The organism is Amycolatopsis balhimycina FH 1894, assembly GCF_000384295.1.
Lineage (GTDB): Bacteria > Actinomycetota > Actinomycetes > Mycobacteriales > Pseudonocardiaceae > Amycolatopsis > Amycolatopsis balhimycina.
The window spans coordinates 459,560-481,716 of record NZ_KB913037.1; the positions used below are offsets into that span (position 1 = coordinate 459,560).

At 72.2% G+C, this 22,157-nt stretch carries 25 protein-coding genes; 7 read left to right on the forward strand and 18 right to left on the reverse strand.

All coding sequences use genetic code 11. From position 1 onward, the window contains the following. Positions 1-40: 40 nt before the first annotated feature. On the forward strand, positions 41-394 hold the full coding sequence (locus tag A3CE_RS0101180; RefSeq protein WP_020638232.1) for a VOC family protein: 354 nt from the start codon (positions 41-43) through the stop codon (positions 392-394). On the opposite strand, the gene A3CE_RS0101185 is transcribed toward A3CE_RS0101180, so the two are convergent. After that, positions 391-1,230: an oxidoreductase gene (locus tag A3CE_RS0101185; RefSeq protein WP_020638233.1), complete on the reverse strand. Its 840-nt coding sequence runs from the start codon at positions 1,228-1,230 to the stop codon at positions 391-393. The two genes, A3CE_RS0101180 and A3CE_RS0101185, sit on opposite strands and share 4 nt — an antisense overlap. 97 nt (positions 1,231-1,327) lie before the next feature. On the opposite strand from A3CE_RS0101185, the gene A3CE_RS49775 reads away from it, so the two are divergent. After that, positions 1,328-1,897 carry a LysR family transcriptional regulator gene (locus A3CE_RS49775; RefSeq protein WP_020638234.1) on the forward strand — a complete coding sequence of 190 codons (570 nt, stop codon included), beginning with the start codon at positions 1,328-1,330 and terminating at the stop codon, positions 1,895-1,897. Here the strand turns inward: A3CE_RS49775 and A3CE_RS0101195 are convergent. Next, complete coding sequence (locus A3CE_RS0101195; protein ID WP_020638235.1) at positions 1,894-2,523, reverse strand: FMN-dependent NADH-azoreductase; 630 nt, start codon at positions 2,521-2,523, stop codon at positions 1,894-1,896. The genes A3CE_RS49775 and A3CE_RS0101195 overlap by 4 nt on opposite strands. 152 nt (positions 2,524-2,675) lie before the next feature. On the opposite strand from A3CE_RS0101195, the gene A3CE_RS0101200 reads away from it, so the two are divergent. Further along, a complete protein-coding gene (locus A3CE_RS0101200; RefSeq protein WP_020638236.1) occupies positions 2,676-3,755 on the forward strand; it encodes a GDSL-type esterase/lipase family protein in 1,080 nt (359 codons plus the stop codon). A gap of 33 nt (positions 3,756-3,788) precedes the next feature. Here the strand turns inward: A3CE_RS0101200 and A3CE_RS0101205 are convergent, their stop codons facing one another. The 4 genes from A3CE_RS0101205 to A3CE_RS0101220 are packed head-to-tail and all read right to left on the reverse strand — an operon-like array spanning position 3,789 to position 5,940. Then, entirely contained in the window at positions 3,789-4,088 is a 300-nt protein-coding gene (locus A3CE_RS0101205) for a hypothetical protein (protein ID WP_020638237.1), read from the reverse strand. Next, positions 4,075-4,299, reverse strand: a complete 225-nt coding sequence (locus tag A3CE_RS0101210) for a hypothetical protein (RefSeq protein WP_026468040.1) — start codon at positions 4,297-4,299, stop codon at positions 4,075-4,077. Before A3CE_RS0101210 ends, A3CE_RS0101205 begins: the two co-directional genes overlap by 14 nt. 46 nt (positions 4,300-4,345) lie before the next feature. Then, positions 4,346-4,801 carry an Lrp/AsnC family transcriptional regulator gene (locus A3CE_RS0101215; RefSeq protein WP_020638239.1) on the reverse strand — a complete coding sequence of 152 codons (456 nt, stop codon included), beginning with the start codon at positions 4,799-4,801 and terminating at the stop codon, positions 4,346-4,348. Next, complete coding sequence (locus tag A3CE_RS0101220) at positions 4,798-5,940, reverse strand: M24 family metallopeptidase (protein ID WP_020638240.1); 1,143 nt, start codon at positions 5,938-5,940, stop codon at positions 4,798-4,800. The genes A3CE_RS0101215 and A3CE_RS0101220 overlap by 4 nt, the downstream gene beginning before the upstream one ends. A gap of 222 nt (positions 5,941-6,162) precedes the next feature. Here A3CE_RS0101220 and A3CE_RS0101225 point away from each other — a divergent pair, with 222 nt between their 5' ends. Next, on the forward strand, positions 6,163-7,107 hold the full coding sequence (locus tag A3CE_RS0101225; protein WP_026468041.1) for a 5'-3' exonuclease: 945 nt from the start codon (positions 6,163-6,165) through the stop codon (positions 7,105-7,107). Between the two features lie 192 nt (positions 7,108-7,299). On the opposite strand, the gene A3CE_RS0101230 is transcribed toward A3CE_RS0101225, so the two are convergent. The 4 genes from A3CE_RS0101230 to A3CE_RS0101245 form a co-directional block, all read right to left on the reverse strand. Then, positions 7,300-8,517: a GNAT family N-acetyltransferase gene (locus A3CE_RS0101230; RefSeq protein WP_020638242.1), complete on the reverse strand. Its 1,218-nt coding sequence runs from the start codon at positions 8,515-8,517 to the stop codon at positions 7,300-7,302. 42 nt (positions 8,518-8,559) lie between these two features. Continuing rightward, complete coding sequence (locus A3CE_RS0101235; RefSeq protein ID WP_020638243.1) at positions 8,560-9,756, reverse strand: GNAT family N-acetyltransferase; 1,197 nt, start codon at positions 9,754-9,756, stop codon at positions 8,560-8,562. 68 nt (positions 9,757-9,824) lie between these two features. Continuing rightward, complete coding sequence (locus tag A3CE_RS0101240) at positions 9,825-10,586, reverse strand: DUF4333 domain-containing protein (RefSeq protein ID WP_020638244.1); 762 nt, start codon at positions 10,584-10,586, stop codon at positions 9,825-9,827. Between the two features lie 158 nt (positions 10,587-10,744). After that, positions 10,745-13,522, reverse strand: coding sequence for a DEAD/DEAH box helicase (locus A3CE_RS0101245; RefSeq protein ID WP_020638245.1), 2,778 nt, complete (start codon positions 13,520-13,522; stop codon positions 10,745-10,747). Positions 13,523-13,711: 189 nt separating this feature from the next. Between A3CE_RS0101245 and A3CE_RS0101250 the strand changes: the two genes are divergently transcribed. Further along, positions 13,712-14,290: a hypothetical protein gene (locus A3CE_RS0101250; protein ID WP_026468042.1), complete on the forward strand. Its 579-nt coding sequence runs from the start codon at positions 13,712-13,714 to the stop codon at positions 14,288-14,290. Here the strand turns inward: A3CE_RS0101250 and A3CE_RS0101255 are convergent. The 7 genes from A3CE_RS0101255 to A3CE_RS0101285 form a co-directional block, all read right to left on the reverse strand. Continuing rightward, on the reverse strand, positions 14,287-15,171 hold the full coding sequence (locus tag A3CE_RS0101255; RefSeq protein ID WP_020638247.1) for a diacylglycerol/lipid kinase family protein: 885 nt from the start codon (positions 15,169-15,171) through the stop codon (positions 14,287-14,289). The genes A3CE_RS0101250 and A3CE_RS0101255 overlap by 4 nt on opposite strands. Further along, on the reverse strand, positions 15,171-16,142 hold the full coding sequence (tatC, locus tag A3CE_RS0101260) for a twin-arginine translocase subunit TatC (RefSeq protein ID WP_020638248.1): 972 nt from the start codon (positions 16,140-16,142) through the stop codon (positions 15,171-15,173). The genes A3CE_RS0101255 and tatC overlap by 1 nt, the downstream gene beginning before the upstream one ends. An 86-nt stretch (positions 16,143-16,228) precedes the next feature. Then, on the reverse strand, positions 16,229-16,543 hold the full coding sequence (tatA, locus tag A3CE_RS0101265; protein WP_020638249.1) for a Sec-independent protein translocase subunit TatA: 315 nt from the start codon (positions 16,541-16,543) through the stop codon (positions 16,229-16,231). A gap of 31 nt (positions 16,544-16,574) precedes the next feature. Continuing rightward, entirely contained in the window at positions 16,575-16,787 is a 213-nt protein-coding gene (locus tag A3CE_RS0101270; protein ID WP_020638250.1) for a bacteriophage holin, read from the reverse strand. A 9-nt stretch (positions 16,788-16,796) separates the two neighbouring features. Continuing rightward, entirely contained in the window at positions 16,797-17,777 is a 981-nt protein-coding gene (locus A3CE_RS0101275) for a helix-turn-helix transcriptional regulator (protein ID WP_020638251.1), read from the reverse strand. Next, the gene (locus A3CE_RS0101280; RefSeq protein ID WP_020638252.1) at positions 17,774-18,757 is read right to left on the reverse strand and encodes a helix-turn-helix transcriptional regulator; all 984 of its coding nucleotides are present in this window, start codon (positions 18,755-18,757) and stop codon (positions 17,774-17,776) included. Before A3CE_RS0101280 ends, A3CE_RS0101275 begins: the two co-directional genes overlap by 4 nt. 10 nt (positions 18,758-18,767) lie before the next feature. Beyond that, positions 18,768-19,199, reverse strand: a complete 432-nt coding sequence (locus A3CE_RS0101285; RefSeq protein ID WP_020638253.1) for a winged helix-turn-helix transcriptional regulator — start codon at positions 19,197-19,199, stop codon at positions 18,768-18,770. A gap of 108 nt (positions 19,200-19,307) precedes the next feature. On the opposite strand from A3CE_RS0101285, the gene A3CE_RS0101290 reads away from it, so the two are divergent. Continuing rightward, a complete protein-coding gene (locus A3CE_RS0101290; protein WP_026468043.1) occupies positions 19,308-20,228 on the forward strand; it encodes an NADP-dependent oxidoreductase in 921 nt (306 codons plus the stop codon). Positions 20,229-20,357: 129 nt separating this feature from the next. Beyond that, complete coding sequence (locus tag A3CE_RS0101295) at positions 20,358-21,056, forward strand: SDR family oxidoreductase (RefSeq protein WP_020638255.1); 699 nt, start codon at positions 20,358-20,360, stop codon at positions 21,054-21,056. Here the strand turns inward: A3CE_RS0101295 and A3CE_RS0101300 are convergent. Next, entirely contained in the window at positions 21,053-22,075 is a 1,023-nt protein-coding gene (locus tag A3CE_RS0101300) for a WD40/YVTN/BNR-like repeat-containing protein (protein WP_020638256.1), read from the reverse strand. The genes A3CE_RS0101295 and A3CE_RS0101300 overlap by 4 nt on opposite strands. Positions 22,076-22,157 lie beyond the last annotated feature (82 nt).

The following is a 22,157-nucleotide window of genomic DNA, read 5'->3' on the forward strand; positions in this document are numbered from 1 at the left end:
AAGCGACGTACCGCAGACCACGACTTCAGGAGCACCGAAGATGAGCACCCAGGGGATCAAGACCGTCCTGCACCCCGTCACCGACCTGGCCGCCGCCAAGGCCGTCTACACCGCCCTGCTGGGCATCGAGCCGCAGGCCGACGCGCCCTACTACGTCGGCTACGACGCCGAGGGCCAGCACATCGGCCTGGTGCCGAACGGCGCGCAGCAGGGCATGACCGGGCCGGTGACGTACTGGCACGTCGGCGACATCGAGGCGAAGCTCGCCGAGGTGACCGCGGCGGGCGCGAAGGTCAAGGACGAGCCGAAGGACGTCGGCAACGGGCGCCTGGTGGCGACCTTCACCGACGCCGACGGCAACGTCCTTGGCGTACTGCAGGATCCGCAGAACTAGCCGAGCGCGGTGGCCCGGCTGACCTCTTCCCAGGCGGCCAGGTCCGCCGCGACGGCCTCGTGGTGGGCGCGGATCGCTTCGACGGCGTCCGCGCCCAGCGCGAGCCGCAGCGGGGCGTCGTCGCTGCCCACCGCGCGGAGGATCGCCGCGGCCGCCTTGGCCGGGTCGCCGGGCTGGGTGCCGTCCATGTTCTCGACCGCTTCGCGCGTTCCGCCGGTCGATACGGCGTAGGCGTCGATCGTGCGGGAGCGGTGCATCCGGCCGCCGCCGAACTCGGTGCGGAACGCGCCGGGCTCGACGATCAGCACCTTCACCCCGAACGGCGCGACCTCCGCGGCCAGTGCCTCGGAGATGCCCTCCAGCGCGAACTTGGTCGCGCAGTAGGCGCCGTAGCCGGGCGGGGACAGCTGCCCGCCCATCGAGCTGATCTGCACGACCGTGCCGCTGCCCTGCGCGCGCAGGTGCGGCAGGACGGCCTTGGTGACCGCGACCGCGCCGAAGAACATGACCTCCATCAGCGCGCGCAGTTCGTCCATGGTGAGTTCTTCGACCGCGCCGACCGAGCCGCTGCCGGCGTTGTTGACCACGACGTCGATCCGGCCGAACTCCTCGAGCGCGGTCTTCACCGCCGTGTCGATCTGCCCGGGGTCGGTGACGTCCAGTGCCGCGGTCCGGATCCGGTCGCCGCCGCGCTCCCGCAGTTCTGCCAGCGTTTCCGGCCGCCGGGCGGTGGCCAGCACTCGGTCGCCCGCGGCCAGCGCGGCCAGCGCGATTTCCCGGCCGAAGCCGGCGGAGCAGCCGGTGATCAGCCAGACGCGGCCGTCGGTGTTCGTCATCTTCGGTGTCCTCCCAGTGGTTTCCTCCCTCCATCCTGGAGACGATCACGGCCGGGCCGCCAACACCGATGCCCTGCCACAGCTACAGTCTGAGCCTGTGACCCCTGAGCTGCGGCAGCTTCGCTACTTCGTCGCCGTCGCCGACGAAACCAGCTTCACGCGCGCCGCCGCGGGCCTGCACATCGCGCAGCAGTCGCTGTCGCAGCAGATCACCGTGCTGGAACGGGCTTTGGGGGCGCGGCTGTTCGACCGCGACGCGCGCGGGGCGCGGCTCACCGCCGTCGGGCAGCTGTTCCTGCCGGAGGCCCGCGCGGTGCTGGCTCGCGCCGAAGAAGCCGTCGCGACGCTCGGCCGGGCGGTGCGCGGCGAGATCGGCAGCGTGCGGCTGGTCTTCCTCGCCACGACGGCGAACTACCTGCTGCCGCCGGTGGTGCGCGCGGTCCGCGAGCGGTTCCCCGATCTGGCGGTGACGACGGCCGAGGCGTCGATCGCCGAGCTCGTCGACGGCCTGCGCGAAGGCCGGTTCGACCTGGCCTTCACCCGGCCGCCGCTGGTCGAGGACCTGGTGTCGCGGACGCTGCTGACCGAGGAGGTCTGCGCGGTGCTTCCGGCGGAGCATCCACTGGCCGGCCTCGCTGCGGCCACCGACCTGACCGAGGCAGGCTAGAACGCCTTCGCGACGTCGCGGGCCGTTTCGTGGGCGACGCGGGACACCTCCGCGGCGTCGCCGGTGAGGGTGGGGTGGAACCGGATCTCGGCGACGTCGTCGATGCCGGTCCAGTTCAGCCAGCCGGTGAAGAACGGCGCCTGGAAGTCCGCGCCGAACTCGGGGCCGACGCCGGGTCCCCACACCGCGCTGGTGTAGATGACGGCGGCGCGCTTGCCGCGGCCGGCCAGCAGGTGCTGGTAGCCGGTCGCGGGGTCGATGCCGAAGATCAAGCCGGGCTGGGACACGACGTCGACGAACTGCTTGAGCACGTACGGCACCCCGGAGTTCCACATCGGCACGCTGAACAGGATCCGGTCGGCGGCGTCGAACCGGGCGAAGGCCTCGGTGGCCGCATGCCACGCTTCGGCTTCCTCGCCCTGCGGGGTGCCGCCACCGAAGACGGTCATCTTGGCGCGGGCGGCGGCCGGGCCGAACGCGGGCAGCGAGCCGTCCCAGAGGTCCCATTCGTCGATCTCGGCGCCGGGGTGGATGGTGCGGTAGGTGTCCAGGAAAGTAGCTGCCAGGCGCAGCGACTGGGAGTTCTCGCCGCGGGGCGAGGCGGAGATGTGCAGCAGATCGGGCATGTCGGTGCTCCTCGGCAGCGTTTCGGACCACAGTCCGGTTATGCCTCCGACCGTATCGGACCGGAGTCCGGTTAGTCAAGGCGCCGGGAGTGATCGGTGACGCACCGTGTCCGGACCAGGAGTCGATCACCCGATCCGTAGAATCGACGGCGATGCGACGTCTTCGGTGGTACTGGGGGGCCCTGGTCCTCGCGTGCGTGGCCTTGCTGGCCGGGTTCTTCGTCTTCTTCGGCTCGGAAAGCCGGCCAGGCCACCCGCAGCCGCGGCAGGGACCGCCCGGCACCGGCCCGCTCACCGTCGTCGCGATGGGTGACAGCACCGTCTCCGGCGAAGGCGCCGGCCAGTACACCGCCGCCACCAACGGCCAGGGCGGCAACTGGTGCCACCGCTCCCCCAACGCGTTCGTCGAAAAGATCACCGTCCCCGGCGTCACCGCGCACGTCAACCTCGGCTGTTCCGGCGCGCCCGCCGAGCAGGTCGCGCTCGGCGACGTCAAACAGTGGACGGAAGGCTCACAGGCACAGCAGCTGGCGGCACTGGTGAAGGACCACCGGGTGGCCGCGGTGGTGATCGCGGTCGGCGCGAACGACGAGCCGAAGTTCTCCAACCAGGTCACCGAGTGCTTCAAGGCGTGGTTCAACCCCGGCGGCCCACCGTGCAGCACGGCGCTGAAGCAGAGCTGGCAGTCCAAAGTGGACGCGATGGTGCCGAAGGTCGCGAAGGCGGTCTCGGACGTGAAGACGGTGCTGGCGCAGGCGGGATACGTGCCCGCGGACTACCAGCTGATCCTGCAGTCCTACGCCGCCCCGATCGGCCCCGACCTGCCGGAGGACCTGCGCACCCTCAACGGCTGCCCGTTCCGGGTCGAGGACCTGCGCTGGATTTCCCAGACCGGCATCGGTGTCCTGTCGTCGGGACTGAAAGCGGCCGCGCGCGAGTCCGGCGCGCGGTTCCTGGACCTGGCCAAGGCGGGCGTGAAGCACGAGGCGTGCAGCGGCGGCGCGAACCCCGCCACGGAGTGGTTCACGCGGCTGACGCTGCAGCTGGCCGACCTCGGCCGGACCGAACGCGCCGGGCACGCGCTGCAGGAGTCGTTCCACCCCAACACCGCCGGCCACACCGCGATCGCCAACTGCGTCACCGAGTTCATCGCGGCCCGCGACGGCAACGCGTCCTGCCTGGCGGGCGCGGACGGCAAGCTGCACGCGGCCCCGGAAGTCGTCGCCCGCTGACGCCGGCGCCCGGGGTCGGCGGGGTCCGCGGTGTCAGAGGTCGAGGGCGGCTCGCAGGGCGATGTCGATGCGTTCCTGGACGTCCTGGTCGATCTCGGCGACGCGCTCGTCGAACCACGGGCGGTACAGCCGGGTCAGGTTGAGCGTCGATACCCAGTAGCGGGCGTCGATCGCCACGCCGAGGATGTCCATCGGGTCGCGGTCGAGCAGTTCGGTCCCGAGCAGCCAGGGCCGTTCGGACTCGTTCACCCCGTCCGAGGACAGCAGCACGACCGTGCGCTGCCGGGCCGGTTCGGTCGGGGGGTGGTACGTCCAGACTTCACCCCTGCGCACGCAGATCCTTCTCCGCCGCGCTGCGTTCGGCCTCGTCCGATTCCGGGACGCCGAGCTCCGGCTTCTGCGGGGTGTAGCCGGTGCGGACCGCCTCGCGCCTGGCTGCCTTGGACAGCCAGGACGAGACTGAGATTCCGTGGGCTTTCGCGGCTCGTTCGGCGAATTCCAGCGCGCCGCTGTCCAGCGAAAGAGTCACCTTACGTGTTGCCATACCTTTTACCGTACCAGTGCCCCGGTCGCCGGGCGGAACGCCGGGATCAGAACGTCGGCGAACGTCCCTCGAACGGCGTAGACAGCACGACCGTCGTGCGCGTCGACACCTTCGCGGCTTCCCGGATCCGGCGCAGCAGGTCCTCCAGCGCCAGCGGCGTCTGGACGCGCACCAGCAGGATGTAGGACTCGTCGCCGGCCACCGAGTAGCACGACTCGATCTCCTTGATGTGCTGGATCCGCTGGGGGTAGTCGTCCGGCGCGCCCGGGTCGTTCGGCGTCAGCGAGATCAGCGCCGTCAGCGGCAGCCCGATCTGCTCGCCGTCGAGCCGCGCGGTGTACCCGAGGATGACACCGCGCTGCTCGAGGCGGCGCACCCGCTGGTGCACCGCCGACACCGACAGCCCGACGCGCTCGGCGAGGTCGGTGAAGCTGCGCCGCCCGTCGGCCGCGAGCTCCTGCACGATCGCCTGGTCCAGCGGCTCCAGACCGCCGGGCGTCACGCGTTCAGCACGACGAGCTCGTGCGGCTGGTTGTTGACGGACTCGACGCCGTCTTCGGTGACGATGACGATGTCCTCGATCCGGGCGCCCCACCGGCCCGGCTGGTAGATGCCCGGCTCGACGCTGAAGGCCATGCCCGGCTCCAGCGGCAGCGCGTTGCCGGCGATGATGTACGGCTCCTCGTGCACGTCCAGGCCGATGCCGTGCCCGGTCCGGTGGATGAAGTACTCGCCGAACCCCGCCTCGGTGATGACGTCGCGCGCGGCGGCGTCGACGGCCTCGGCGGTGACCCCCGGCCGCACCGCGGCGACCGCGGCGGCCTGGGCGCGCTGCAGCACCGCGTAGGTCTCGGCAACGTCGGCGTCACGCGGCTCGCCGACGGCGTAGGTGCGGGTGGAGTCGGAGTTGTAACCGGCCGGCAGCGGCCCGCCGATGTCGACGACCACGACGTCACCGCGCTCGATGACCCGGCCGGAGACGTCGTGGTGCGGGCTGGCGCCGTTCGGGCCGGAGCCGACGATCACGAAGTCCGCCCGGAGGTGGCCCTCCTCGACGATGGCCGCGGTGATGTCGGCGCCGACCTCGGCCTCGGTGCGGCCGGGCCGCAGGAACTCCGGGACGCGGGCGTGCACGCGGTCGATCGCCGCGCCGGCCTCGCGCAGCGATGCGATCTCCGTCGCGTCCTTGCGCATCCGCAGCTCCCGCACGACTGGGCCGGCCAGCGTCTGCTCGGCCTCGCCCAGCGCCGCCCGCAGGGCGAGCACGTGCAGCGCCGGGGTGAAGTCGCTGACCGCGACGCGGCCGGGCTTGCCGAGCCGGTCGGCCACCAGCTTGTACGGGTCGTCGCCGTCCACCCAGGTGAGCAGCTCGACGCCGAGCTCGTCGGTCGGGACGTCGGCGTAGCCGGGCGCCTCCAGCTTCGGCACGACCAGCGCGGGCGTGCCGTCGGCCGGGACGACGAGGGTGGTGAGCCGCTCGAACGAGCCGCCGGCCTGGCCGAGGAGGTAGCGCAGGTCGGAGCCGGGCGCGATCAGCAGGGCGTCGGTGCTCGCGGCGGCCGCGGCGGTGCGGGCGCGGTCCAGCCGGGCGCGCAGGGCGACGGCGTCGGGGGCGGGCGTGTGGAGGGAACGGCGCGACATGGGGGCGAGCCTAGTGGGCCGGATGCGGCGGCCGGACCGCCTGGGGCCACGACATGCCGACCCGGGTGACCCACCCCTGTCGCCGGCGGCGTGCCGCGCGCACGTCATGAACGACTCGTTCACCTCGCCGGATGTCATGAAAGGGTCGTTCATGACGTGCGCGCCGCCGTCCCGGGTGCGTCGCGCACCCACGGCCGCCGGCGGGCGTGGCAGGCTGTGCGGGTGACCGGATCCCTTGCCCTGCTCGACTCCGCGAGCCTGTACTTCCGCTCCTTCTTCGCCCTGCCCGACTCGATGCGCGCCGCGGACGGAACGCAGGTGAACGCCGTGCGCGGGTTCGCCGACACGATCGCGCGCATCCTCACCGACCGGCGCCCGGCGCGGCTGGTGTGCTGCCTCGACGCGGACTGGCGGCCGAAGTTCCGCACCGACCTGCTGCCCAGCTACAAGGCGCACCGGGTGGCCGAGGAGACCGGCAGCGGCCCGGACGTCGAAGAGGTGCCCGACACGCTCACCCCGCAGGTGCCGATCATCCTGGACCTGCTGGCGGCGTTCGGGTTCGCCACCGCGGAGGCGGCGGGCTACGAAGCCGACGACGTCATCGGCGCGCTGGCGACCCGCGAGCAGACCGACCCGGTCGAGGTCATCACCGGCGACCGGGACCTGTTCCAGCTGGTACGCACCGAGCCGACACCGACATCGGTGATCTACGTCGGCAAGGGCTGGGCCAAAGCCGAAGTGCTCGGCCCGGCCGAGATCGCCGAGCGCTACAGCCTCCCCCGCGAGACGGCCGGGCCGGCGTACGCGGACATGTCCATGATGCGCGGCGACCCCTCCGACGGGCTGCCCGGCGTCGCCGGGATCGGCGAGAAGACCGCGGCGAAGCTGATCACGCAGTTCGGGTCGCTCGAGGCACTCCTGGCGGCCGCCTCGGCCGGGGACTCGCAGGTGCCGCTGAAGACCCGGCTGCGGCTGGCGGACGCCGCCGACTACCTCGCCGTCGCCCCGACCGTGGTCAAGGTCGCCGTCGACGCCCCGGTGGAGCAGTCCGGCCCCGACACCGTGCCGGCCACCCCGGCCGACCCGGAGCGGGTCGCCGAACTGGCCGAGCGGTGGAACCTCGGCAATTCGGTCGAACGGCTGCTCAAGGCCCTGCCCGGCGCTTAGTGTCGCGCGTCGCAAGTTGTTTGACGCTCGGGCCGCTGGAGTCAGGGCGCTCGCTCAGCCCCGGTGAGCGAAGCTCGCCAGCTCCGGCCAAAGGTCTTGAATGACTCATTCAGGACCTCCGAAGACCTGAATGAGTCATTCAGGACGCTCGCCCTCGCAGCCGCACTGTCAACGAACCGACGACGCGCAACACTAGAAGTGCGTGCCGCACCACGGCGCGGTGACCGTGGTGAACAGCTCGTCGGCTCGCGCCACGGCCGCCTCGTCGCGGACTTCGATCCGGCCGGCGTCCGCCAGCGCGGTGGCGCTCCACTGCCCGAGGTAGAGCATGCCGAGGGTGTCGACGTCGAGCGCCAGGTCCGCGGCCGCGGAGGTGCGCCGGACGCCGTCCGGACCGACCTCGTAGTGCCCGGTGTTGCCCGGCAGCGTCCGGTCGGCCACCGCGAGCACCACGGGCCCGGCCGCACGATAGGCGCGGGCGCCCAGCGCGGCCTCGACGTCGACCGGCCGCAGCCACAGGTCGTCCTCGACGGCCAGGGTGGCGGCGTGCCGGTGGTCGGCCAGCATCACCGCGAGGGGCTCGTCGACCGGGCGGTGACGGCCGCGCACCCCGGAGACCAGGTCGACCGACAGCAGGAACCGCCAGAGCCCGGCCCGCGCGGCCGGGCCGGCGGCGTGCATGTCGTGGACGTCCAGCACGGCACCTTCGTCCGGCGAGTCGAACGACCGGCGGCTGACCGTGGCGTACACGACGAAGCCGTCGTCGCCGTCGGGTCCACTGTGGACAGCCACGAGATGGCCGGCCTCCGGGCCCGCGTACCGGTCGTGCGCGACAGGCCACCACAGGTCCGGACGCCCGATCATGCCCGGCCGGTGCAGCCCGATGCGCTCGTACAACGCGGGAAGCTCCTTCACCGCCTCTTCGGGCGTGAGCATCCGGACCTCGCCCCCGGCCGGGACGCGCTCACGCAACCGGCCCGCGGGCCGGGCCACCCGCACGGTCTTGCCGAGCGCGGCCGAGCCGTAGCCGAACCGGCCGTAGATGGTGGGTTCGCTGGCGTGCAGGACCGCCAACGGCACCCCCCGCGCGGCGAAGTCCGCCAGCTGCGCGGCCATCAGCGCGCTGAGCACCCCGCGCCGGGTCCGGTCGGCACGCACGCCGGCACCGTCGACCGCCGCGACCGGCACGGCCCGCCCGCCCGGCACGGCGATCCCGGTGTCGAACGAACTGACGATCCCGATCGGAGTTCCACCGTCGAACGCCGCGAACTTGTGCTCGGCAGGCCACGACTTCCCGGTCCGGGCCCAGGCGTCGTCGGTGATGCGGTTGTGGTGCAACGAGCGCCGCAGCACGTCCACCGTGCTGCGCCGCTCGTCTTCGGTGATCGGGCGGACGTCGAAGGCGGTCATCCCCCGATCCTGCCGCCCACCCACCGGAACGGGCACCCGGTTTTAGAAGTAAGTGCCGCTCCACGACGCGACACGGGTACCGAAGAGCGCGTCCGCCGCCGCCGGAGCGGCCGGATCACGCACCTCGACCCGGCCCGCGTCGGCCAGCGCCGAAACCCGCCAGGTACCGAGGTAGACCATCGCGAGCGACGTGACGTCGAGGCGGAGCGCGGCAGGCCCGTCAGTGCGCTCCGCACCGTCCGGCGTGATCCGGTAGGCACCGCTGTTGCCGGGCAGCAGCGGGTCGACCACCTCCAGCACGACCGGGGCCGCGTGCCCGTACTCGCGGGCGGCCAGTGCCTTCGGGACGTCGACGAGCCGGATCCAGTGCTCGTCGGCGACCCGCTCGACGGTGGCGTGGCGATGGTCGGCCAGGATCAGCTCGATCGGCTCGTCGAGCGCGCGCTCCTCGGCCACGACCCGGTCCACCAGATCGACGCCCAGCAGGAACCGCCACAACCCGGCGAACGCGGCCGGGGAACCGGCGGACAGATCCGTCACCTCCAGCCGCTTCGGCTGATCGTGCCCGCCTCCGACGAAGTACCGGACGAACCCGTCCGGACCGTCCGGCCCGTGGTGCACCACCGTCTTCATCGGCTGCGTCCCGCGACGCGCCTGGTTCTCGTACAGCCGCCACAGCACCTCCGGACGCGTCATTCCCCCGGGCCGCCGCCGCAGACGCTCGTAGATGCCCGGGCAGACCTCGAAAGCCCGGTCGATCTCCAGCAGCTCGAGCTCACCGCCCGCCGGCACCTCCGGACGCAGCCGCGCCCGATGCCGGTCGACGCTGTAGGTACGGCACCGCGTCGCCAGGCCGTAGCCGAACCGGCCGTAAATGGTGCCTTCCGAAGCGAGCAGGTTCGCGAACACCACCCCGCGCCCCGCGAAATCCTCCAGCTGCGCCGTCATCAACGCCCGCAAGATGCCACGGCGAGTCCGGTCGGCGCGGACACCGACCCCGGTGACACCGGCCATCGGCAGCCGCGCCCCGCCGGGAACGGTCAGCTCGGCGTCGAAAGCCTTCGCGGTACCGACGAGCTCAGGCCCGAACGCCCCGAGCGTCCCACCCGGCTGGTACGTCCGCGCCGTACGCTCCCACTCGGTGTCGTCGGCCGGCGGAAAATGCACCGTGCCACGGAACAAGTCACTCGCGGCGCGGTGCTCATCGACGCCCAGCGTCCGGATCTCGAAGTCGCTCATCCCCGGATCATCTCCGGAGACGACGAAGTCCGGCCACCGGAATTCCCGGCGACCGGACCTCGGTCACGTCACTTGGAAGCGGGCGGGGAAACCTCGTAGTTGCCGCCGTCGCCCTTCACCGTGATCGGCACCTGCTGCGGCTTGCCGGCGATCGTCGCGGTGCACTCGAACTTCGCCCCGTCCTCGACCTTCTGCTCGGCCGGGCAGGTGACCCCGGTGACACCGTCGATCTTGTACGTCTCCGTGAGCAGCTTCTGGACGTCGGTCTGCATCTGCGTGTTGTTGAAGACCTGCGTCTTGAAGAACCCGGGCGCCACGAAACCCAGCACACCCACGACCGCCAGCACCACCACCAGCGCGACGACCCCGATCAACAGGCCCTTCTTCGACTTCGCCGGCTGCTGCTCACCCTCCGGCGCGCCCTGGCCGGGGAACTGCTGGCCGTAGTCGTACTGGCCCGGCTGCGGCTGGCCGTACTGCGGCTGCGCCTGCGGACCACTCTGCGGGTACGCCCCACCCGGCTGCTGCCCGTACTGCGGCTGCGCCTGCGGACCACTCTGCGGATACCCCGGCGGCTGCTGCCCGTAAGGCGGGGGCTGCTGACCCCACTGCGGCTGCTGCGGCGGGCTGTACCCACCCGGCTGCTGCCCGTACTGCGGCTGCTGGGGCTGCTGCGGCTGACCCCACTGCTGCTGCTGGTTCGGGTCGTAGGAAGGCGGCTGCTGACCCCACTGAGGCTGTTCCTGCTGACCGCTCGGCGGGTACGCGCCGCCCGGCTGCTGCCCGTACTGGGGCTGCTGTGGGTCGTTGCCGCCATACGGCGTGCTCATCGTCTGCCTCCGCCTGCTTCGATCATCTCGCTGTCCACCCCGAAACCGCCGTCGAGCCGCATACGGACGGTGTCCAGGCGATCCAACCACAGGTCGCAGCCGAGCACACGTGTCCACGCTCACCGCCTGCGCCGTCTGGAGCAGGGCTTACACGAAGTTCACGCCGCTCCAGCAGCCACGACACCCCGGCGAAGCGCCTTCACCGCGTCCGCGGCCGCCGCCCCGACCGGATCACCCTTGCCGAGCACATCACGGATCTGGTCGAGCAGATCGATCACCTGCCGCGACCACCGCACGAAATCACCCGCCGACAACTCCTGGCCGTTCGCCTCGGCCGCCGTGAGCACCTTCTCCAAGGATTCGCCACGAGCCCAGCGATAAACCGGCCACGCGAACCCGGCGTCCGGCTCCCGCGTCCGATCGAGCCGGTGCCGCCGCTCGTCCTCGGTCAGCTCCACCCACAACCGCGCCGTCTCCTGCCACGCCTCGGGCACCGCCCCACCCGGCAACCGCGGCTCACCCGCCGTGTCCCGACGAGCTTCGAACACCAACGTCGACACGACCGCCGCCAGCTCCGCCGGGTTCAGCCCACGCCACACCCCGTGCCGGATGCACTCGGCCGCCAGCAGATCCGACTCGCTGTAGAGCCGCGTCAGCCGCCTCCCGTGCTCGGTGACACGGTCCTCGCCATCACCCGCCGACTCCGGCCCCAAATAGCCGCGCTCACCCAGCAAAGCCAGGATCCGGTCGAACGCCCGCGCCAGCGAGTGCGTCGTCGCGGCCACCTTCCGCTCCAGCTGCTGCGTCTCCGCCGCCAGCCGCTGATACCGCTCGACCCAGCGCAAGTTCGCCTCACGCTCGGCCAGCCCATGACCCGGATGCGCCCGCAACGCCCGCCGCAACGCCGCCAGCTCACCGTCCTCGTTCGCCCCGGACCGCCGATTCTGCTTACCCGGCAACGCAATCCCCGCGCTCCGCAACGTCGAAGCGATGTCCCGACGAGTCTTCGGCGAACGCAGCTCGATGTGCTTCGGCAGCTTGATCCGGCCCAGCACCTCCACCGGCGCCGGGAAATCCGCCACCGACAACGGCCCCGACCAGCGATCCTCCGTCACCACGACCGGCCGCGGCTCCCGGATCGGATCGAGCCCCGGATCGACGACCACCGCGAGCCCCGCCCGCCGCCCCGCCGGCACCGCGATCACATCACCCTTCCGCAGCTTCTCCAGCGACTCCGCCGTACCCGCACGACGCACCGCCGTGTTCTGCCGCGACAACGCCTTCTCCCGCGCCGAAATCTTCGCGCGCAGCTCGACGTACTCCAGCATCTCGTCGAAATCCCCGGTCACCGCGGCCCCATAGCCCTTGAGGGCCTCCTTGTTCCGCTCGATCCGGCGCGCCGTGCCGACCACCGACCGGTCGGCCTGGAACTGCGCGAACGACTGCTCCAGCAGCTCACGAGCCTCCGTCGCACCCACCTGCGCGACCAGGTTCACCGCCATGTTGTAGCCCGGCCGGAACGACGACCGCAGCGGATACGTCCGCGTCGACGCCAGCCCCGCCACCTGCTTCGGATCCACCCCCGGCTGCCAAGCCACGACGGCATGGCCCTCGACGTCGATCCCCCGCCGCCCGGCCCGCCCGGTCAGCTGCGTGTACTCCCCCGGCGTCAGGTCCACATGCGCTTCGCCGTTGTACTTCACCAGGCGTTCGAGCACGACCGTGCGAGCCGGCATGTTGATCCCCAGCGCGAGCGTCTCGGTCGCGAACACGACCTTCACCAGCCCCCGGACGAACAACTCCTCGACCGTCTCCTTGAACGCCGGCAGCAACCCGGCGTGGTGCCCGGCGATCCCGCGCTCCAGCGCCTCCCGCCACTCCCAGTAACCCAGCACACCGAGGTCACCTTCGGGCAGATCGGCCGTGCGCTCCTCGATGACCCGGCGGATCTCCTCGACCTCACCCGGCCCGTTCAGCCGCAGCCCGGACCGCACGCACTGCGCCACCGCCGCATCGCACCCGGCCCGCGAAAAGATGAACACGATCGCCGGCAACAACCCCGCCCGGTCCAGCTGCTCGACCACCTCCACCCGCGACGGCGGCCGGAACCGCGGCATCCGCGGCGGCGCACCCCGGCGCCCGCGCGGGCCACGGAACCCCGCGGGCGCGTACTGGCGGCCGATCTCCTCGGTCCGGCGCAGCAAGGTCGGGTTGATCCGCAGCTCGGCGCCGGGCGCGTGGACGTCCTCGCCGGCGAACAGGTCCAGCAGGCGGTTCCCGACGAGCATGTGCTGCCACAGCGGCACCGGCCGGTGCTCGTCGACGACCACGGTCGTGTCACCGCGCACCTCGACCAGCCACTCGCCGAACTCTTCGGCGTTGCTGACCGTGGCCGACAGCCCGACCACCCGGACGTGCTCGGGCAGGTGCAGGATCACCTCTTCCCAGACCGCCCCGCGGAACCGGTCGGCGAGGTAGTGCACCTCGTCCATGACCACGTACCCGAGGTCGGTGATGGTGGAGGACCCGGCGTACAGCATGTTGCGCAGCACCTCGGTGGTCATCACGACCACCTGGGCGTTCCCGTTGATCGAGGTGTCCCCGGTCAGCAGGCCGACGGCGTCGGCGCCGTACCGGGCGACGAGGTCGGCGTACTTCTGGTTCGACAACGCCTTGATCGGCGTCGTGTAGAAGCACTTGCGGCCCTCGGCCAGCGCCAGGTGCACGGCGAACTCGCCGACCACGGTCTTGCCCGCCCCGGTGGGCGCGCAGACGAGCACGCCGTGACCGCCCTCGAGGGCCTCACACCCGCGGATCTGGAACTGGTCGAACTCGAAGGAAGCCTCCGCGGCGAAGCGCGTCAGCTGGGGGTACTTCCCGCGACGCGTGGAGGCCGCATAGGCCTCGGCCGGGGAAGGAGAAGGGCTACTGGCCACCTCGTCAGGGTTTCACATCCCCCCGGCAGTTCGCACGCCGCGTGACCGACGGCGTGGCTCGCCTGGTCGCTGCTTCTTTTGAGCGGTTCACGATCAGCTTGTTGATCTAGAAAATCGACCCGCCGTATAGGGCGTTATACACTTAGGTATGTCGGGAACCGGGTTGTGGTGGGGTGCGTCGGATGCGGCATGACGGAACCGTGTCCCGGCTGTGGGCTGCTGGATCGGGTGCAGCATGTGCCCGCGGTGTACCAGGGCGGTCACTCGTTCTACCGGGGGCAGGGTGCGGCGGTCGTCGTGCCGGCCGGCGAGGGGCTGGTGGTCTCCGCGGGCGCTCAGGTGAGCGGGGTGTCGGTGACCGCGGTCGCGCGGGCGCTGGACCCCTTCCCTCCCCCGCGCCGTCGTGGTGGCCTGCTGGCGGCGGTGATCGTGCTGGTGCTGGTCGGGAGCTGTTTCCTGCTGTTGCCGTTTTCGGCGTTCGACGATCCGCCGCCCGGGGGCGCGGGGTCGAAGGTGGTGGGCGTCGCGGTGGTGTCGCTGCCCGCGTTGTGCGTGTACGTCGCGGCCGGGGTGCTGGTCTGGTTGTACGTGCGGCGGGTGCGGGCGGATCGGCGGCAGCGGCGCGGGGTGCCGGCGGCGCGGCAGGTGTGGGAGCAGGGCTGGTTCTGCCACCGGTGCGGTGGCGTGTACTTCGCCGAAGCGGGCCGGCTGCTCACCCCGGCGCACTTCCGCCAGCTGGTGGCACGGGCGGGTGGGTACGAGCGTTAGGCCAGGACCGTCAGCGCGCTCGGGACGCAGCTGACCGTCACCGGGACACTCCCCTGGGGCTCGCCGTCGGCGTAGGCGGGCCAGGAGTTGCCGGAAAGGGTCACCGTGCGGGCGCGGAGGGTGCGGACCGCCGGGTGGGTGAGGTGTTTGCCGGTGCGGAGGCCGGGGAGCAGGCGGATGAGGCCGCGGCGGGTGGCGTGGCCGATGATCGTGACGTCGAAGACGCCGTCTTCGGGGTCGGCCGTGGGGCAGATCGGGACGCCACCGCCGTAGAAGGGGGTGTTGCCGATCGCCACGAGGGTCGCGGCGTCGAGTTCGAGGCGTTCGGTGCCGGTGTCGATGACGACCGGGCGGGAGCGGAACGCCGCCAGCTCGGCGAGGATCGCGACGTCGTAGCGGCGCGGCCCGGACGGCCAGCGCATCCGGTTGGCGCGTTCGTTGACGCCGGCGTCGAAGCCCGCACACAGCACTGTCGCGAACCAGGTGTCGCCGACGCGGCCGAGGTCGATCCGCCGCCGGGCTCCCGATCGCAGGGCGGCCACCAGTGCGTCGACGGCGGGCAGCGGCTCGCCGGGGACGCCCAGGGCGCGGGCGAAGTCGTTGCCGGTGCCCGCCGGGACGAGGCCGAGCGCGACGTCGTGGTTCGCGCAGAACTGGACGCCCTGGTGGGCGGCTCCGTCGCCGCCGAGCACGACCAGGACGTCGAGTCCGGCGTGGTGGGAGGTCCGCATCAGTTCGCGAGACTCCTCGACGGAGTGGGCGACCAGCACGTCGAGCCGGTCCACCGCGGCGCGCAGCCGCTCGGCGACGGTGTCGGCGATCCGGGCGGCGGCGCCGTGCCCCGACGCCGGGTGGACGGCGAGCGCGGCGTGGATCCCCACTACGTGATGTCGTCGGTGCTCGAGCGGCCGCCGGACGCGGTCGGGGTGGACGGCTCGTCGTCGGCCGTGCTCGGCGTGTAGTCGAACGGGGCCGCTTCGTCGTCGGCGAGCTGGTCCCAGCCCTCGTCGCCGCGCAGCTTGTCCTTCTTGCGGTCGTGGATCCGGGCGAGCTGGACGGCGATCTCGAACAGCACGGTCAGCGCACCGGCCAAGCCGAGCATCGAGAACGGGTCAGAACCGGGAGTGGCGAAGGCAGCGAAGACGAACAGCGCGAACACGATGCCGCGGCGCCACTTCTTCAGCTGCGCGTACTTCACGACGCCGACGCGGTTGAGCATCACCACCAGCAACGGCAGCTCGAAGCTGATCCCGAAGATGATCAGCAGCGACAGCAGGAACGAGATGTACTTGTCCGCGGTGAGGGCGGTGACGAACGCGTCCTGGCCGAAGCCCATCAGCAGTTGCAGGGCGTGCGGGAAGAGGATGTAGGCGAGCACGGCGCCCCCGGCGAACAGCACCGACGCGAACGCGACGAACGTCAGCGCGTACTTGCGCTCCTTGCTGTACAGGCCCGGCGCGATGAACGCCCAGAGCTGGTACAGCCAGGCCGGCGACAGGAGCACGGCGCCGGCGGCGAGGCCGACCTTCAGCTGCGTCATGAAGGCCTCGAACGGCACGGTCTGCAGCAACCGGCACCCCGCGGCGCTGTCAAGCCGCCGGCTCGGCGGGATGGCGCAGTACGGGTCCTTGACGAGGTCACCGAGCGAGGGGATCGGGCCGATCTTGGTGCCGAACCAGATGAACCCGAGGATCCCGCCGATCACCACCGCGAGCATCGCGAAGCCGAGGCGGCGGCGGAACTCGTAGATGTGCTCGATGAGCGTCATCGTGCCGTCGGGGTTGGTGCGACGGCTGCGCTTGCGCCGCTTCGAGCGGCGGTTGTCGCCGTTTCCGGAGGCGGGTTCCGCCACGGGTTGTTCCGTTCTCGTCGGTGTCCGCCGGAGCGCGCCGGCTGGGGCGCGCTCCGTGGACCAGGGACCGGGTGTGGCCTAGCCGCTCAGCTGGCGTTCTTCTGCGGCTGGTCGGCGGCCTGCTGCTTCTTGAGTTCGTCGAGCTGCCGCTGCAGGTCGGCGACCTGCTGGTCGGTCGTGGCCGACGGGGCGGGCGTCGCCGGGATCTGCCTGGTCTCGACGGGCTCGGCGTCCTCGTGCGAGGCGCTCTTGTCGCCCGCGAGGTCCTTGGTCTCGGCCTTGAAGATCTTCATCGACTTGCCGATCGACCGCGCCGCATCGGGAAGCCGCTTGGCCCCGAACAGGAGCACGACGAGCAGCACCAAAATGATCAAATGCCACGGCTGCAATCCGTTCAGCATGGTGGCCTCCTATCTGCGTCTGGTAGGGATGTTACTGGTTTTCCGGTTTCCGGCGGCGCTGCGCGAACGCGACGCGCAACCCTGCCGCCCGGGCGCGGATCAACCCCGCCCGGTCCTGGGTGTTCGTAGCCACCATGCTCGCGGTCTGCTTGAAACCACGCAAGACCCGGGTGGTCCGCACCAGCAGGACGACGAGGAGGAGCAGTCCCGCCGCGGCGAGGACGATGGTGGGCAGGTAAGGCACGCGAGCAGCCTAGTGGTCGCAGGTTGACGGAAGGTGACGGGCTCGGGCCACGGCGCCGGCGGCCCGGCGACCGACGTCGGACGCGAGGTCGGCCGGGCTCTCCACCAGCGCTTCTCCGCCCAGTCCCAGGACGAGGCGCACCATCCAGGACTGGTCGGCGTAGCGCATCCGGATGCGCAGCCGCCCCCCGTCGAGCTCGTCGAGCTCCTCGCACGGGTAGTACTCGGCTACCCAGCGTGCGTCCGGGTCGAGGACCAGGACCGCCTCCCGCTGGTCGGGACGTTCGCGGAAGACACCCTCGGAGATGTCGGTGGGGTGGGCGTGCGCGGGCGGCCGGGACGGCTCGTCGAGGACCGTCAGCTCGTCGATCCGGTCGAGCCGGAACAGCCGGACGCCTTCCGCGCGGCGGCACCAGGCCTCGAGGTAGCCGACCGCCTGGACGATCAGCAGCCGCATCGGGTCGACCGTGCGCTCGGTGATCTGGTCCTTGGACGCCGTGTAGTAGCGGATCCGCAGCGCTCGCCCGTCCCGCAGGGCCCGGGCGACCTCCTCGCGGGTCCGCGCGGTCTTCTTGCCTTCGCGCACTCCCCCGCCGACGACCACGCCGGCGGGCTGGGCCTGCCCGGCGGCGGACTCGATCTTGGCGATGGAGCGGCGGACGGCGTCACCGTCGACCACGCCCGGCGTCTCGGCCAGCGCGCGCAGCGCCACCAGCAGCGCGGTCGCCTCGCCGCCGGTCAGCCGCAGCGGGCGGTTCATCCCGGCGTCGTGGGTGACGACGATCGTGTCGCCCTCGAAGGACAGGTCGATCAGGTCGCCCGGCCCGTAGCCGGGCAGCCCGCACATCCACAGCAGCTCGAGGTCCTTGCGCAGCTGTTTCGGCGTGACGTCGAAGTCCTGCGCCGCGTCGTCGACGCGGATGCCCGGGCGCGCCAGCAGGTAGGGCACCAGCGCGAGCAGCCTCGGCATCCGGTCGGTGGACCCGCTCACCGGCCGCTCCCCTGCCGGGCCACGACGGCTTCGAGCCGGTCCTGGACGGTCTTGGCCAGCACGTCGGGTTCGAGCACGACGACGTCGGGGCCCTGCGCGGTGATCCAGTCGGCCGCCGACTCCGGGAAGTAGAGCCCGATCTCGACGAGGTCGCCCTCTTCGCCGTCGACGGCACACCGGCCGACGACGGTGCCGCGGCGGCGGACCCCGGCCGCGCGGCCGTCGGCGACCCACAGCCGGGCGGTGGTCACCGGCGACTGCTCAGTGTCCCCGGTCGCCGTGACGAGCTTCAGCAGGTTGACGCCTTCGGGGCGCTTGACCTCGCCGGGTTTCCCGACGGCGCGGACCTGGCCGGTCACCCGGGACAGGCGGAAGCACCGGGTGGCCCCGCGGTCGCGGTCGTGCCCGACGACGTACCAGCGGGCCCGCCACGACACCACCCCCCACGGTTCGAGGGTGCGCATGATCCGCTCGGGCGAGCCGCTGCGGCGATACTCGAACCGCACGGCCTGGCCGTTCTGGACCGCGGCCAGCAGCGGCCCGAACGCCGGCTCGGCGCGCACGCGCGGCTCGACGATCGTGGGCGCCTGGTCGTCGACCTCCAGTCCGGCGGCGCGCAGCTTCACGAGCGCGCCGTGGGCCTGCCCGGTCAGCTCCGGGGAGTCCCACAGCCGGGACGCCAGCGCGACCGCGGCGGCTTCGTCGGGGGCGAGGTCGATCTCGCCGAGCTCGTAGTCGCGGCGGGCGATGCGGTAGCCCTCGATGGCGTCGAAGGCGGAGTTGCGGCCGGTTTCCAGCGGGATGCCGAGCTCGCGCAGCTCGGTCTTGTCCCGTTCGAACATCCGGAAGTAGGCATCGTCGCTGACGGCGTCGCCGTAGCCGGGCACGATGCCGCGGATCCGCTCGGCAGTGAGGTACTGCCGGGTGGACAGGAGGGCCAGCACCAGATTGACCAGCCGTTCGGCGCGTGCGGTGGACACCCGGTAGAGCCTAGCCCGCGCCGCCCGGCTCGATCGTGAGGTCCGGTGTACGCGCGTCGTAGTCGGCGCGGGCGGCGTCGACGGCGTCGAAGTTTGCCTCGGCCCAGTCCTTGAACCCGGCCACCAGCGCGCGCAGGGATTCCCCCAGCGGCGTAAGGGAATAGTCGACGCGGACGGGCACCGACGGGGTGACCTCGCGGCGCACCAGGCCGTCGCGTTCGAGCACCCGGAGGGTCTGGGTGAGCATCTTCTGGCTGACCCCGGCGATGCGCCGCGAAAGGTCGCTGTAGCGCCGCGGGCCGTCACCGAGCGCGACCAGGACGAGGCTGACCCACTTGCCGGCGATCTCGTCCAGGAGCTTCCGGGTGGGGCAGGCCGCGAGATAGGCGTCGTAGGCGGCTCGTTCGGCCTGCCGCCGCTGTTCCGCCGTGCGCGTGGGCACCGGACGTACCTCCTGGTGGGGTGGGCACCTGCGAGTGCGTACTTCCCGATGGAGAGTAGCTCCCCTTACGTTCGTGGGGAAGGTCCGGTTACGGGAACGGAGATGAAGATGCGTGCGATGGTGGTCCGCCGGTTCGGTGGCCCGGAGGTCCTGGAGCCCGTCGAGGTGCCGGTGCCGGAGCCCGGTCCGGGGCAGGTGCGGATCCGGGTGGCGGCGGCCGCGGTGAACCCGGTCGACCTCGCCACCCGCGCCGGGCTCCTGACCGAGGCTGGCGTGGTCCCGCCACGGGAGGTGCTCGGCCTGGGCTGGGACGTCGCCGGGGTGGTCGAAACCGCCGGCGGGGGTTTCGCGGCGGGTGACGCGGTGGTCGGCCTGCGCGACCGGATCGCCACCCCGCTGGGCGCGTACGCGGAGTGGATCGTGCTGGACGCGTCGGCGGTCGCTCCGGCCCCGGCGGGTGTTTCTCTTTGCGAAGCCGCGACGCTGCCGCTCAACGCGCTGACCGCCGCACAGGCGCTGGACCTCGTCGAGACGACCGGGACGGTGCTGGTCACCGGGGCGGCGGGCGCGGTGGGCGGGTACGCCGTCGCCTTGGCCAAGGTGCGTGGGCTCCGGGTGGTCGCGGTCGCCGCGGCCGCCGACGAGGAGCTGGTGCGGGGGTTCGGCGCGGACGAGTTCCTGCCGCGCGGGCCTTCGCTCGGCGATCGGGTGCGTGCGCTGGTGCCGGGCGGGGTGGACGCGGTCCTGGACCCGGCGCTGCTGGGGCTGGAGGCGCTCGACGCGGTCCGCGGGGGCGGGGAGTTCGTCGCCTTCGCGGCGGGCGCCGCGCCGATCCCGCTGCGCGGGGTACGAGTGAGCAGCGTCTGGATCAGGGCGGACGGCGAGCGGCTGGCCGAGCTGTCCCGGTTGGCGGAGAAGGGGGTACTGCCCCTGCGGGTGGCGGAGGTGCTGCCGATGTCGGAGGCGGCGACGGCCCACGAGCGGCTCGCGGCGGGCGGCCTGCGCGGCCGGCTCGTGCTGACACCGTAAGGGCCAAAGCGCCCCAATGTGGCGCTGGTTGCGTCCAGCGCACCCAATGCCACATTGGGTGCGTCCAGCGCACTCAATGCCACGTTGGGGCGCTCGGGGCGTGGCGATCACCGCACTAGCCTGGAGCGCATGGATGATCGCGTTCTCCTCGTCACCGGTGCCTCTCGCGGCCTCGGCGCCGCGACCGCGCGGCTGGCCGCCGCCTCCGGGTTCAAGGTCGCCCTCGTCGCCCGCAACGCCGGGTCCGTCGCCGGCCTCGCGGCCGAACTCGGGGAAGAGCGGGCCCTCGCCCTCGGTGCCGATGTCGGCGATTGGCCGGGCATCTCCGGTGCCGTCGATCGGACCATCGAGCGGTTCGGCCGGCTCGACGCCGCCTTCGCCAACGCCGGGATCGGCGTCGGGACCTCCTTCTTCGGCGACGATGACCCAGACCCGCGGGCCTGGGAGGAGATGGTCCGCACCAACGTCCTCGGCGCGGCCTACACCGCCCGCGCCGCCTTGCCCGCGCTGAAGGAGTCGGCCGGGCACCTGCTGATCACCGGCTCGGTCGCCGGGCGGTACATCCGGAACGCCAGCATGTACTCGGTGACGAAGTGGGCCGTGACCGGGATGGCCGGGGCGATCCGCGAGGAGGCCGTCGGCACCGGTGTGCGGGTCACGCTCGTCAACCCGGGCATGACCGACACCGACATCCTCAGCGACGAGCAGCGCAAGAAGCCCACGCTGCAGCCGGACGACGTCGCCCGTGCCGTGCTCTACGCGCTGTCCCAGCCGCCCTCGGTGGACGTCAACGAGATCCTGGTCCGTCCCACCGGCCAGGTGCTCTAGCGCAGGCGGGCCACGCGCCCCTGGGCGCCGCTCGCCCAGCAGTTCGCGCCCGCGCAGTCCACGGAGTCGAAGCTGCCGGTGTCGAACGAGGTCCAGTGGCGGCCGCCGTCGGGGCTGTAGTCGCTGCCGCCCGGGCCGACCGCCAGCACTCCGCCGCCGCGCCAGGCCAGCCCGGAGCGGTAGCCGGCCGGGTACTGCGCCGGGGTGTGCCAGGTGCGGCCGCGGTCCCGCGTCAGTGCGACGGCCGGGCCGGGCGCGGCCGGGTTCGCGTAGTCGCCGCCGATCGCGATGCCCTGGCCGGGCGTGCGGAAGGCGACGGCGAACACGCCGGCGGACGGGCTGGACGGCAACGGCGTGTCGCTCGCCGTCCAGTGCCTGCCGCCGTCGCCGGAGTGCAGGACGCGGGCCGTCGCGCCGCCGCCGGTGGCCAGCCAGGCGTCGAACGGGCCGGCGGTGGTGACGCACTGGCCGCTGGCCGCGAACCCGGCCTCGCCGGGCAGCGCGGGCGGGAAGCCGCTGTCGGGCACCTGGCGCCAGCTGCGGCCGCCGTCGAAAGTGGCCTGCACGCGGAACCGGCCGTCGACGGGGTCGCTCATCGCGAGCCCGCGCCACGGGTCGAAGAAGGCGAGGCAGTCGTAGAAGGCCGCGGCGTCGGTGTTCTGGAGGGTCTGGCGCCAGTGCGCGCCGCCGTCGTCGGTCCGGTAGACGCGGGAGTCGGTCCCGGAGCCGATGGAGAGGACCACGGCGTGGTCGGCGTCGAACGCCTCGATGTCGCGGAACTGGAGGGTTCCGGTTTCGGGCGGGCCGACGGACTGCCAGGTGGCCCCGCCGTCGGTCGTCCGCAGGACCGTGCCCTGGGTCCCGCTGACCCACGCCACCCGGGCGCTGACGGCGGACAGGCCGCGGAACTGGGCGGTGACGCCGGTCGGCGTCAGCTCCCACTTCGGCAGGCGCTCCCCCGCCGACGCCGGAGCGGCCACCGAGACGAGCAGGGCGAGCACGAGCAGCACGAGACGCATGGGGCCGATCCTGCCGCAGTCCCGCCCCGACTTTCGTCGCGTCCACGCAAAGCCGTGAATGGCACATTGAGAGACTTCAAGT